This is a genomic window from Saccharopolyspora sp. NPDC045941, assembly GCF_056431445.1.
Genome location: NZ_JBWKKU010000002.1, coordinates 92,055 through 102,898, shown reverse-complemented (window position 1 = coordinate 102,898; position 10,844 = coordinate 92,055). Strand labels below are relative to the sequence as shown.

General features: G+C 70.5%; 7 protein-coding genes. 2 read left to right on the top strand and 5 right to left on the bottom strand.

Annotated features, from left to right (window positions below; translation table 11 throughout):
- Window positions 1-103: 103 nt before the first annotated feature.
- Entirely contained in the window at window positions 104-1,087 is a 984-nt protein-coding gene (locus tag AC07FN_RS02255; protein ID WP_478393961.1) for a DNA recombination protein RmuC, read from the top strand.
- Window positions 1,088-1,376: 289 nt separating this feature from the next.
- Here the strand turns inward: AC07FN_RS02255 and AC07FN_RS02250 are convergent, their stop codons facing one another.
- The 3 genes from AC07FN_RS02250 to AC07FN_RS02240 all read right to left on the bottom strand — a co-directional run bounded on the left by AC07FN_RS02250 (window position 1,377) and on the right by AC07FN_RS02240 (window position 5,534).
- The gene (locus tag AC07FN_RS02250) at window positions 1,377-2,315 is read right to left on the bottom strand and encodes an alpha/beta hydrolase fold domain-containing protein (RefSeq protein ID WP_478393960.1); all 939 of its coding nucleotides are present in this window, start codon (window positions 2,313-2,315) and stop codon (window positions 1,377-1,379) included.
- A gap of 80 nt (window positions 2,316-2,395) precedes the next feature.
- The gene (locus AC07FN_RS02245; protein ID WP_478393959.1) at window positions 2,396-3,895 is read right to left on the bottom strand and encodes an FGGY-family carbohydrate kinase; all 1,500 of its coding nucleotides are present in this window, start codon (window positions 3,893-3,895) and stop codon (window positions 2,396-2,398) included.
- Between the two features lie 223 nt (window positions 3,896-4,118).
- Entirely contained in the window at window positions 4,119-5,534 is a 1,416-nt protein-coding gene (locus tag AC07FN_RS02240) for an L-fucose/L-arabinose isomerase family protein (protein WP_478393958.1), read from the bottom strand.
- Between the two features lie 237 nt (window positions 5,535-5,771).
- On the opposite strand from AC07FN_RS02240, the gene AC07FN_RS02235 reads away from it, so the two are divergent.
- Window positions 5,772-6,767, top strand: a complete 996-nt coding sequence (locus tag AC07FN_RS02235; RefSeq protein ID WP_478393957.1) for a LacI family DNA-binding transcriptional regulator — start codon at window positions 5,772-5,774, stop codon at window positions 6,765-6,767.
- Window positions 6,768-6,831: 64 nt separating this feature from the next.
- Here the strand turns inward: AC07FN_RS02235 and AC07FN_RS02230 are convergent, their stop codons facing one another.
- Together AC07FN_RS02230 and AC07FN_RS02225 are read right to left on the bottom strand one after the other, a co-directional pair.
- Window positions 6,832-9,180, bottom strand: a complete 2,349-nt coding sequence (locus tag AC07FN_RS02230; RefSeq protein ID WP_478393956.1) for a glycoside hydrolase family 172 protein — start codon at window positions 9,178-9,180, stop codon at window positions 6,832-6,834.
- Window positions 9,181-9,833: 653 nt separating this feature from the next.
- Window positions 9,834-10,838: a substrate-binding domain-containing protein gene (locus AC07FN_RS02225; RefSeq protein ID WP_478393955.1), complete on the bottom strand. Its 1,005-nt coding sequence runs from the start codon at window positions 10,836-10,838 to the stop codon at window positions 9,834-9,836.
- Window positions 10,839-10,844: the final 6 nt, after the last annotated feature.

Here is a 10,844-nt window from a genome sequence, read left to right as displayed (position 1 = left end):
GATTTGACGGCCGGAAGCGCGTTCACAGCGTGGCTGTGCGTGATGTTGTCGGGCCGGTCCGCCATCATTTGAGCTGCCACTGCCACTACCGGACGGAGCTCATGTGGGTACCGGCGTCCTGATCACCATCGTCGTCGTGCTGACGCTGTTGGTCGCGGCAGCGCTGATGCTGATCTGGCGGCTGTACACGGACAGTGCACGCCGAGCCGACGAGGCGCTGCGCATGGTCGAGGCCGAGCGCGCCCGCACCGCCGAGCAGCAGGCCGCGCTGCGGCGCTACGAAGTCGCGTTCGCCTCCATCACCGGCCGCGGTGAGCTCGGCGAGCAGGTGCTCGTGGAGACCGCGCGGTCGCTGGGGCTGCGCGAAGGAGTCCACTTCACGCTGCAGACCGACCTCGCCGGCGGCGGCTCCGCGCGCCCCGACATGGTGCTGTCCGTGGGCGGCGGGCGCCAGGTCCCGGTGGACGCCAAGGCGAGCCTCGCGGTGTGGGCCGAGGCGATGGAGACCGACGACCCCGAAGAACGCACCGACGCCCTGCGGGTGCACGTCCGCAACATCCGCTCCCGCGCCACCGAACTCGCGGGCAAGGGCTACCAGAAGTGGGCCGACGCGATCTACGGCTCGATCATGTTCGTGCCGTCCGACGCCGCCGTGATCGCCGCCCTCGACACCGACCCGCAGCTGCTCACCTGGCTGCTGGGCAAGCGGGTCTTCCTCTGCGGGCCAACGGGTTTCGCGGTGCTGGCGTCGGCGTCGATGTTCGCCGCGACGGAGCGCACGATCGCCGAGGACATCGAGCAGGTGCGCGCCCACTCGGTCCGCGCCCAGCGCGCGGCGTCCAACGCGGTGGAGGCGGTGAACCTCTCCAGCACGCACCTGCAGCGCTTCGTCTCGGCCCGCCGCCGCGAGCTCGACGCGCTGGAGTCGTTCCGCAGCACGATCCAGCCGCTGGCCGAAGCCGCGGGCTCCGGCGACGTCGGAACCATCCGCCACGACGAAGACGGCCTGGTCACCGGCTCGCTCCCGACGCGGGAAGGGCTCGATGCGCAGCCGCTCGTCCGGGATCGGGAGACCGAGCGCTTCTGACCGCACCCGACCGGAGCTGGATCGAACTCCCGAAGCACCCATCTCCGCAGGTGCGGGCACAAGTCACCGCTCGGCCGCGATGGGCGGATTCCGATTTTGCCCAAGATCAGGCGCCCCACGAGCCCCGGGAGGAGCCGTCCGGTCGATCCCGTAGGTGGCCGGCGCCTGACCCGGTGGCGATTTCGCGCGAAATCGACGCCCTACGTCCCACGCGGGCCGCGCACCTGAAACGGCCCTTGGGCAGAACCGGGCTCGCTGGAACGGGCGCTCCGCGGCGCGGAAGGGCCGGTCAGACGTGGGTCTCGACGAAGGCCGCGACCGTGTCGACGATCAGCGTGTTGTGCGGGCCACGGCCGAAGCCGTGGTCCAGGCCCTCGTACGGGTGCATCTCCGCCGTGACGCCCAGCTTGCGCAGGTCCCGCGCGAAGTCGAGGCTCTGGTCGAGCGGGACCAGCGAATCCGCCGTGCCCTGCTGGATCAGGAACGGCGGCTCGTCCCCGGAGATGTTCTTGATCGGGCTCGCCGACTCGGCCCGCGCCGGGCACTCCACCGGCATGCAGCCGAGCAGCTGCTTGATCACCCGCCGCGCGTACTCCTGCATCTGCGGATGCGCCGCCTCGGCCTCGGCGCTCATGTCGGTCGGCCCGAACCAGTCCACCACCGCCCGGACGCCGGTCAGCCCGCCGCCCGGCTTGTCCGGGGCACCGGTCAGCGCGCCCAGCTGCGACACCAGGTGGCCGCCGGCCGACGCGCCCCACAGCCCGACGCGGTCGGCGTCCAGCTGCCACTCCCCGGCCCGCCCCTGCAGCCAGCGCACGGCATCCGCCACGTCGACCACCTGCGCCGGGTACTGCGCCGCTCCGGTCAACCGGTAGTCCACTGTGGCCACCGCGTAGCCGTGTTCCAGCAGGCGCTGCGCCGTCAGCGCCTCCGGCGCGGCGGGATCGGCGTCCAGCGCGCGAACCCCGGCGTCCCAGCCGCCGCCGTGCACGTACACGATCAGCGGGGTCGGCGTCTCGCGCTTCGCGGGCAGGAACAGGTCCAGCTTCAGCGCGCCGGTGTCGCGCTGCGCGTACACCTGGTCGCGCTGCACGCTGGCCGCGCCGAGGTCGCGGCCGGCGGCGTCGATCCGTGGCGCTTCGTCGGCGTCCGACTCCCGGGAGCAACCGGCTGCGACCAACGTCACCAAGACGAAACAGGCGGCCAGGACACGCCGAGTCACCGCCATCCGCCCCGCGCCTCCCCGATCTCGTGACAGCTCACCCGAATGCCTGAGCTTAACAAGATCAGTGGCGCGTCATTCGGTGATCAGTCGCGCTCGTCCGCGGCGCGCTGTTCACCTGCCAGGAAGTGCGCGATCCGCACCGTGGAGTCGTAGAGGTCCCGGTAGTGCCCGAAGAACGCGTCGTAGCGCTCGGTGTGCTCCGGGTTCGGCCGGACGGTGCGCGTCACCGGGTTCCAGTCGTCCGGGGCGACAGCGGTGCCGGTGCCGACGCCCGCGAGCAGCGCGTCGCCGTAAGCCGCGCCGACCGTCTCGGCCGGGATCTGCTGCTCCTGGCCGGTGATGTCGGAAACGATCTGCGTCCACAGCCCGCCCTGGGTGCCGCCGCCGACGGCGACCAGCCGCCGGGCCGTGCCGCCCGCCTCGCCCATCGCGGCCAGGTTGTGGCGGACCCCGAAACCGATGCCCTCCAGCGCGGCCCGGTACAGCTCGGCGCGGCCGTGGCTGGTGGTCAGCCCGGCCAGGATGCCGCGCGCGTCCGGGTCGAAGATCGGCGTCCGCTCACCGGCGAAGTACGGCAGCAGCAACAACCCGCGGCTGCCCGCGGGCACCTTGCTCGCTTCCTCCACGAGCTGGGCGAAATCGCCGTCGACGAGGCCGCGCAGCCATTGCGTCACCGCGCCCGACGTCGCCATCCCGGCGGCCAGCGTGTACGTGTCGGGGAACGCCCCGCAGGTGCCCCAAAGCGCCTGGTGCGGCTGCAGATCGGTGAGCACCTGGACGAAGAACATCGTGGTGCCGTACATCAGCATCACGTCGCCCGGCTCCCGCACGCCGACGCTGGTGGCCTCGGCCCAGGCGTCCACGGTGCCCGCGGTGACCGGCAGCCCTTCCGGCAGCCCGGTCTCGGCTGCCGCCTGCGCGGTGACCTGCCCGACGACCTCGGTCGGCCACGCCAGCTCCGGCAGCGGCAGCCCCGGCGCGACCCGCTGGGCCCAGTCCGCCGACCAGTCGCGGGCCCGCAGGTCGTAGAGCGGATCACACTGGCTGGCCGAGTGGTGGTCGAGCACGTACCGGCCGGTCAGCCGGTGGACCAGGTAGGAGCTGCACATCAGCAGCATCTCGGTGCGCTCGTAGACCTCCGGCTCGTGCTTGGCCAGCCAGCGGATCTTCGGCCCGACGGCCTGGCTGGACAGCGCCGAGCCGCCCCGGCGCAGGATCTCGTCCGCCCCGAACTCCTCGGTGAGCTCCGCGATCTCCTCGGTCGCACGGGTGTCCACGCCGTAGAGGATGGCCGGCCGCAGGGGTTTCCCGTCGCCGTCGGCGGGCAGCAGGACGGGGCCGATGCCGCTGACGCCGAGACCGGCGATCTCCCGGCCTTCAGCGGCGGGCACCAGCTCCCGGGCCAGTTCCAGGAAGTCCGCCCACCACACCGATTCCGCGTCGTGCTCCACCCAGCCCGGATGCGGGTGGGAGGTCTCGTGCGGCCGGCTGGCGCGGGCGATGATGCGCCCGTCGGTGGCGACCAGCACCCCCTTGGAACTCGCCGTGCCGATGTCGATCCCGAGCAACACCTTCTCGGCCACCTGCGCGATCCTCCTCGTCAACTCGCACGCCTGGAACACCGGAGACCCCCGACCGCACCACCCCCCGGGCTGCCCCACCCCGGTGCGGTACGCAATTTCAATGGAAATCGAACCTCCGATTTCCATTGAAATTGCGGGAGTTGTCCACAACCTCCGGCGTGTCGTGGTCCGACACCCCGGAGGCCCGCGGTTTCAATTGAAACTGCACCGGAAGGGGATGTTGTCAGCCCCGGGTCCACTCGTCGAGGCGGACGTCCAGCTGATCCGCCACGGCGCGCAGGGCCGCCCGGTGGTCGCCGGGCACCGCGTGGATGTGGTTCGCGCCGAACTTCGACAGGAACACCTCGCCCGGCGCGTCCAGCCGCGCGAACGCGTGCGGCCACTCCGGCGTCGACTGGTTCACCAGCGCCTGGTTGGTCTCGTCGTCGTACGCCTCGAACTCGCCGAGCATCAGCTGCAGGCGGTACTCGCCGTCCTCGCGGGTCAACCGGCCCAGCGTCATCTGCCCCGGGGCCGCGATGTGCTGCACCGACGCGCCACCCGCCGGGAAGAAGAACACCTCCGGGTAGAAGTTGACCTTCGCCAGGTTCTCCGCCGGGTCGTCGCTGCGGGCGGCGTACCAGGTGGCGTGCTGGCCGGAGTTGCACAGGTCCCAGATGTCCCGGTCGGCGTGGTAGTGCCGCACGTCGGCGAACAGCACCGGGGTGCCCGCCAAGGCCTTGAACAGCTGCATGGTCAGCGCGCCGTCCATGTCCGCCTCGGTGGCGCACACGTGCGGCTCCTTCGGCCCGTTCCAGTCGTACGGGTCGTTCAGGAACGCCTCGGTGACGTCCATGGTCGCGAAGTTCTCGGTCAGCTCCGGCTGCGCCTTGATGCCGGAGAAGTCCAGGTTGCGCTCCGCGATGATGTCCCGGATCGCCTGGTAGGAGCGGATCTGCCGCTCCAGCAGCTCCGGCGTCAGCTTCTTGCCGTCGTAGTGCACGCCCGCCGCGTGCTGCTCGATCCACTCGCGCGCCTTCTTCGCCTCGGCGGCGTCCGCCTTGTCCGCGCGCAGGACCAGCTCGTACTGGTCGATCTCCTCCACGTCGATGCCGAACTTGCGCATCCACTGGTCGGTGTTGGCCACCGCGGTGTTCATGCCCATCGGACGCCCGCCGAACCGGCCGAAGGTCGACCCGCGCAGCGACCGCACCGCCGCGGACGCCTTGGCGTGCACGCCGATCTTCTCGACCAGCTCGGCGTCGTCCGGCGCGCCCCAGGCGCGGGTGTGGCGGCGGCCGATCTGGTCCAGCGCGCCGCCCGCGGCGAGCATGCCGACGAGGCCCGGTTCAGTCGGATCGGTGCTGGCCACCAGCACCAGCGGGCTGCGGGTGGCGTCCGCGGCGAGCATGGTGAAGTGCGGGAACGTCCACACCGAGTAGTAGAAGACGGTGACGTCGACGTCGGCCGCGGCCACCTTGCGGGCCACCGAGGTGGCGAGCGCGTTGGTGGCGACCAGGTCGTCGCCCACCACCACGTCGTGCCCGGCGGCTTGCAGCGACCGGACCAGGGAATCCTGTTTGGACCGGATGAAATCCGCGATGCGGGCGTGGACGTGGTCACGACCGTCGGAAATGCTGACGACGCCGATGCGAGCCACAGTTCCTCCCAAGTTCACTGACAGGCGGCGTTGACTGCTGGAGAACCGGCGGCGAGGAGCACGTCGGTGGGCGCCACCGGTGAACTCCCTGCGGATCGCCTGACCGGGAAAGCCCGCCGCTGGAATTGCCGAGAAGACGGCGAGCAATCGTTTTCTCGGACGCTATTCTGGCATGACACGGGCTGTCAAGGCAGGTAGCCCGCCGTCACTCGGCTAGCGGGCACACGAGGAGGAGTCGTGGCGACGATCAGTGATGTGGCAACCCGCGCCGGGGTGTCCACTGCGACCGTTTCACGTGCGCTCAACGGCAAGAGCACCGTCGATCCGGCGCTGGCCGCGCGGGTGCTCGCGGCCGCCGCGGAGCTGGGCTACCGGCCCAACGGCCCGGCCCGCAACCTGCGCAAGCAGGAGACCGCGGTGCTGGCCCTGATCATCTCCGACGTGGAGAACCCGTTCTTCACCGCGATCGCCCGCGGCGCCGAGGACGTGGCGCACGCCGCCGGCTACTCGGTGGTGCTGTGCAACTCCGACGACGAACCGGAGAAGGAGCGCGAGTACGTCGACGTCGCCTTGCAGGAGCGGGTGGCCGGGGTGCTGCTGTCGCCGACCGGGCGCGGCGACAGCGCCGAGCTGCTCAGCCGCAACAACACGCCGGTGGTGGCGGTGGACCGGCCGCTGCCGAACTCGGCAGGCGACACGGTGCTGGTCGACACCAGGCTCGCCGCCAAGGAGGCGACTCTGCACCTGGCGGAGCAGGGCTACCGGCGGATCGCCTGCCTCACCGGCCCCAGCGGCGTGCTGACCGCGGACGACCGGCTCGCCGGCTACCGGGATGGGCTGCGCGCAGCGAAGCTGCCTGCCCCTGCGGCGCTGGTGCGACGCTCGGAGTTCAAGGCGCCCGGGGCGAAGCAGGCGGCGCGACCGCTGCTGACCCAGGACGATCCGCCGGACGCGGTCCTCGTGGCGAACAGCATGATGGCGGTCGGCGTGCTGGAGACGTGCGCCGAACTGGGCCTGCGCCCCGGCCAGGACATCGGTGTGGTCGCCTTCGACGACGCGCCGTGGGCGACGCTGATCGACCCGCCGCTGACGGTCGTCGCCCAGCCCGCCTACGACATGGGCGCGATCGCCGCCCAGCTGCTGCTGGACCGGATCAGCGGGGAACGCGCCGACATGACCACCACCACCTTGTCCGCGCACCTGGTCACCCGGGGCAGCAGCACCCGCCCGTGACAAGAGCGAACGGACCATTCGCCTCGCCAGGAGGCGTGAATGGTCCGTTCGCTCGGTCCGGGGCTCAGCCGTTGCGCTGGTGCTGGCGGATGGCCTCGTCGACCACCTGCTGGACGTCCGCCGGCCGTTCGCCGTCGTCCTGGCCGGTGGTCGCCGGGGTGCCCACCTCCGGAGTGCCCGGTTCCGGCGGGGCGGTCGACGACGGCGGGGTGCTGGTCTCCGGCGGCGACGACGGGGCAGCTGGCTGCGTCTCCGGCGGCCGGGCGGGCGCCGGCGGTGCGATCGGCAGCTGGCGACCCGGCACGCGGCCGCCGTACCAGTACGTCGTCGAGCTGTAGTCGCCCGGCTCGTCGTTGACCGGCCCGTGCTCGATCCCCGCCCGCAGGCCGGTTCGGAACGGCACCGCGTCGTTGATCATGATCCGGTAGGCCCCGGTGCAGTCGAATTGGCAGCCGTCGGCGCCGATCTCGTGCGACGGGTTGCCGACCTGCGGCATCGAGAACGTGGTGCCGTCCCGGAAGTACCAGCCGGACTCGTAGAAGTCCTCGGTACCGGTGCCGTGCCACGCCGGCTCGGCGGAGCCGTCGACGTAGAACCGCTCGTCGCCCTCCAGGTAGTTGCGCTGGTTCACGGCGGCGCTCGTGCCGAGGGAGTGCGGCTGGTTGCTGCGCACCGCCGCGCCCGGCGGGATCAGCCCGCGCATGGTGTGCGTGACGCCGTAGAAGGTGCCCGCCCCGCTGGTGTTCAGGAACGTCCAGTCCCTCCCGGGCACGGTGTTCCCCCGCAGGTGGGTGGCGTGGAAGTACCCGGTGTTGCCGCCCACCTCCGCCGGCGCGCTGATGACCTCGGCGGTCGCGCCGGTGATCGGGATCCCGCCGCCGTTGACCACCTCGACCACCGCGTTCTGCGCGAACGGCATCGGCCACCAGGACGTGTACCAGCCGTCCAGCCCCGGGTCGACCGAGGTCATCAGGCTGCGCACGTCGTACTCGCCGAGGCCGGTGCCGAAGAACTCGCCGATCGGCGCGTCCACAGTGGTCTGCCCGTCGAAGGTGATGCGGATCCGGGCGGTGGACAGCACCTCGTCGGAGGCCGCGACCTGGCCGGGATCGTTGGGGTAGCGGGCGATGAGCTTGGACCGGGCGAAGACCTCGTTGTCGATGCGGTAGCCGTGCGCGCTCTGCTCGCCGGGGTGGTCCGGCCCGAGGTCGAGCACGTCGGTGCGCACCCACTCGCCGCCCACCTTGCTGTGCACGTCGTAGCGGAACTCGTTGACGTCCAAGGAGGACGACACGAAGCGGCTGGAGACCTGCACCTCGGACTTGCCCGCGGTCAGCTCGGCGGGCACCTCGACGAACTCCACACCCCACTGGCCGGGCCGCGCCGGGCCGCCGCGCCACTGCCCGACCGGCCGGCCGTCCACGAAGACGTCCGCGACCTGGTCGGCGATCTGCGCGTCGTACCGCCGGATCAGCCGGATGCCCTGGTTGTTCGGGTCCACGCGCATGGTGAACCGGCTGCCGCCGGCCTGCCCGAAGGCGTAGCCGTCGTCGACCGCCTGCGGGCTGCCCACCACCTGCGGCAGCCGCACGCGGAGCTGGGAGATCTGCTGCGGCCCGGTCAGCCGGGCGATCGTGGTCGAGGAACCCGGCGTCAGGTCGAAGTCCTTGCGGGTCGGGGTGGCGCCGGAGGCGGCGGGCTTCGGGTCGGCGACGCCGAAGCGGCGCAACCGGTCGAGCACGTCCCCGGCGGGATCGTGCGGGTTGAAGGCCTGCACGCCGTCCGCGTTGGGGAACGCCCGGTAGGAGACGTGGTAGAAGTACGGGTTGTGCTGCACGGTCACCCGCATCGAATTGCGGTACGGCATCGGCACCTTGATGGAGACGCCACCCGCGGCGTCTCCGGCGCCGGCCACCAGCGGCCACGCGAACGGCGCGCCCACCCGCCCGTTGACCACGTCGACCAGCGGCGCGTTCAGGATCACCCGGCCGTCGAGTTCGATCACGATGTTGCCGGTCGCCGTGACGTCGCCCCAGGGTTCGCGGGTGGACCAGATCGAGGTGATCTCCCCCGCGCCGTCGTGCTCGGCGATCACGCATCCGCGGTCGGTGATCCGCAGGCAGGAGTAGGTACCCCGGAATCCGTCGTTGTTCCCACCGGTGCGGTCGAAGCTGGAGGCCTGGAACGACTTCTCGTCGCCGCGCAGCTGGGCCGTCGCACCGAGGTTCCGGTACGTGTCCCAGCCGACCGGGCCCCTGGCCGGCGCCGCCGGCTGCGCGTCCGCGCGGACCGGGCCGAATCCGGCGTCCGCGACCACGGCGGCCGCGGCCAGCGAAGCGATTCCGAGGTAGGCGCCGAGCCGGCGGGCGCGCCGACGACCATTTCCCGGCGGCGTTGCTGAGCGGTCTCTCATGGTGCTCGCCCCTCCCCGCGCGCCACTATCCACTTCGGACGGTGGCGGACGCTGTTTCCGATGGTGGTGCGCGACTGAATGGATTTTCGTCCGGCTCCGGGGGTTGAAAGATCACTCGCGCATTGAGCGCAGCGTAAGAAGGAGATCTCCGCGAAGCCAACCGATACGGGCGGTGTCGAAGAATCCGCGAAGCGAATTCACTCAATAAGATGGTTGCCGGATCCGAGGGCTCCGACAACCACCATCCAGGTGTATTGAGCGTTTTTCATCCTGGTCGGCCCGCAACCGCGGGTCGCAAAGGTGCACGTCGATGGGCTGTCGCATGCGCCGCAGGTGCATAGCCCACCTACGACACTGGCACCGCCGCGGGTTCTCAGAGGCTTCCTGGCGAGGACGGCCCTGACGCCGTGTAATTGGGCATACATAAGTCAGGGCACCCACAGTCCAGGGAGCCTCTGAGGTTCCGCTACCCGCACCGCCACGCAGAACGAGGTTGGAAAAGCCTCATTGGGATTTTCACGAGAAAAGTCTTACCGGCAATGGAATTATTCGGAAATCGCGATCATTCGCAATAGCGTCTGGCATTGCCTCGAGCGCGCAGTCGTGAGTGGTCGTGGCCGCCCCGGCGACCACGCCCACTCACGACGCGGGTGTCAGCTCTGGTTCAGCCGGGCGTAGACCTCGGCGGCGTTCTCCTTGGTGACCAGCTCGGTCTGCAGAGTCTGCGCCTTCTCCACCGGCTGGCAGTCGATCAGCAGCTTCTTGGCCGCTTCCACGGCTTCCGCGCCGCCGGTCGGGTACAGGTTGGTCGCCTGCAGCCGGCCGTCCTCGACGGCCTTGATGCCGCCGGACGGGATGGGCAGCCCGTCGATGCCGACGAACTTCAGGTCGTTGCGGCCCGCCGCCTGGGCCGCCAGGTACGCGCCCTCGGCCATCGGGTCGTTCTGCGCGTAGACCGCCTTGATGTCGGGGTTCGCCTTGAGCAGCGCGTCCATCTTCTGCTGCCCGACCGACCGCTCCCACTCACCGTCGGCGGTGGCCACGATCTCGATCTGCGAGCCCTGGATGCCTTCCTTGAAGCCCTTTTCCCGCTCCGCGGCCGGGGTCGACCCGGACAGCCCCTTGATCTGCACGATCTTGCCGCCCTCCGGCAGCAGCGTGCTCTTGAAGTACTCGCCCGCCTGCCGGCCGATCTGGACGTTGTCCGCGCCGATGTAGGTGGTGTAGGCGTCGCCGTCGACCTTCCGGTCCAGCACCAAGACCGGAATTCCCTTGTTGTAGGCCTTCTTCACCACGTCGGTCAGCGGCGCGGCCTCGTTCGGCGAGATCATCAGCAGGTCGACCTGCTTGGTGAGGAAGTTCTCGACGTCGCTGATCTGCTTGGAGTTGTCCTTGGCCGCGTCGGAGAACTGCACCTCGAACTGCGGCACCTTCTCGGCCGCCTTGCGGATGTCGTCGTCCATCCGGACCCGGTACGGCTCGGCGAGGTTGGCCTGGCTCATGCCGATGGTGTACTTCTCGTTCGGCCCCTTGCAGTGCTGGGTCGGGTCCTGTGCCTGCACCTTCCCGGTGTTCTCGCTGGTCGTCCCGCAACCGGCGGCGGCGAGCGCGGCCGCGGCGCACGTGACTGCGATCAAGGACTTCGTTGTCTTGCGCATCGTGCT

Excerpts from the sequence above, each read along its gene's own strand:
- AC07FN_RS02250 (WP_478393960.1), bottom strand. The coding sequence starts at position 2,315 with ATGGCGGTGACTCGGCGTGTCCTGGCCGCCTGTTTCGTCTTGGTGACG.
- AC07FN_RS02230 (WP_478393956.1), bottom strand. The coding sequence starts at position 9,180 with ATGAGAGACCGCTCAGCAACGCCGCCGGGAAATGGTCGTCGGCGCGCC.
- AC07FN_RS02225 (WP_478393955.1), bottom strand. The coding sequence starts at position 10,838 with ATGCGCAAGACAACGAAGTCCTTGATCGCAGTCACGTGCGCCGCGGCC.